The organism is Caulobacter vibrioides OR37, from assembly GCF_000372645.1.
In the GTDB taxonomy this organism is placed as follows: domain Bacteria; phylum Pseudomonadota; class Alphaproteobacteria; order Caulobacterales; family Caulobacteraceae; genus Caulobacter; species Caulobacter vibrioides_E.
The window spans coordinates 1-1,323 of sequence record NZ_APMP01000063.1; the positions used below are offsets into that span (position 1 = coordinate 1).

General features: G+C 66.0%; 2 protein-coding genes. Both read left to right on the forward strand.

The window, feature by feature from the left end; all coding sequences use genetic code 11:
* Positions 1 to 293 (forward strand): acetyl-CoA carboxylase biotin carboxyl carrier protein subunit (locus OR37_RS20490; RefSeq protein WP_004625438.1); only part of this gene is annotated, 293 nt, incomplete at its 5' end.
* 41 nt (positions 294 to 334) lie between these two features.
* Positions 335 to 745 carry a DUF805 domain-containing protein gene (locus OR37_RS20495; protein ID WP_004625440.1) on the forward strand — a complete coding sequence of 137 codons (411 nt, stop codon included), beginning with the start codon at positions 335 to 337 and terminating at the stop codon, positions 743 to 745.
* The last annotated feature ends 578 nt before the right edge of the window (positions 746 to 1,323 follow it).

The following is a 1,323-nucleotide window of genomic DNA, read 5'->3' on the forward strand; positions in this document are numbered from 1 at the left end:
CCAAGGCCCGGGTGCTGGTCCTGACCGAGCGCGCCGCCGAGCTGCACGACAAGCTGCCGCCCAAGCAGGCCGCCGACACCTCCAAGCTGGTGCTCTCGCCCATGCCCGGCCTCGTCGTCTCCATGGACGTCGCCCCCGGACAGCTGGTCCGCGAGGGCGAGGTCGTCTGCGTCCTCGAGGCCATGAAGATGCAGAACATCATCCGCGCCGAGCGCGACGGAACCGTCAAGGCCGTCAACGCAAAAGCCGGCGATCCCGTCGCCGCCGACGAGGTGCTGGTGGAGTTCGCCTAGGTCAACGCCTAGATTGGCGAACGAGTCGGAGCGAAGGCGATATGAGCGATCGTAGCGAATGGGCGGAGCTGTTCCTGTCGTCGAACGGCAGGCTGGCGCGGACGCCGTTCCTGATCGCGTCCGGCGCGCTGCTGGGCTTCGCCGTGCTGTACGAGGCCGTCACCGGCGTCGGGCGGGCGCTGAACCTGCTGACCGGCTGGCTGGTCTATCCGGTGCTGCTGTTCTCCGGCGCCTGCCTTCTGTCCAAGCGCCTGCACGACCGGGGGCGGTCGGGCTGGTGGTCGATGCTGATCCTGATCGCCGTGATCGCCGTCTGGCCGAGGCCCGACGGCTTCATGGACTTCGCGTTCTCGCTGGTGATCCTGTGGGCGATCGTCGAGCTGGGCGTCATGGGCGGCGAGCAGGGCGCCAACCGCTATGGCGCCAACCCGTTGAAGACGATCTCGATCTAGAGCGTGATAGCCGAAAGTGTAAGCGGTTTCGGCGGGTATCGCGCTCTAAATGCTTGATTTAGAGCCTTATTTTTCCGCTCGAATGATTCCATTCGAGCGGATAAGGCTCTAGGCCAGCGGCGAGCGCTCCTTTCTCAACGACGCGGAACCGCTCCACCCAATCCCTCTCCCGACGGGAGAGGGCGGGGCCCACCGCCGTAGGCGGTGGGAGGGTGAGGGATTTCACCGCCGGCCGGGAACTCGCGGATCTTTCTGCGCGGCGGGTTTTTCGAGGGCTTGTCCGGAAAGGCTCTAGCCCCTCACCCTCCCGCGCTTCGCGCGGGTCCCTCCCTCTCCCCGAGGAGAGGGCGGTATGGGGATTGAAGGCGCTCTGTCCTCGGAATTCGCGACCTAGGACCCAGTAAAATCAACGCCTTGTCGATTTCACACGCCCGCCAATCCTCGGCGTTCAGCGCCGCGCCATAATCCTAGCCATCCCCGTCGCGGGGGAGGCGTTTGGATCCGGCCCAAAACGGCGGCGGGGCTAGGTTGAGCGGGGCCGCGTGGTCTCGAAGCGGTTTCGACCGGGGTCTGTTCGT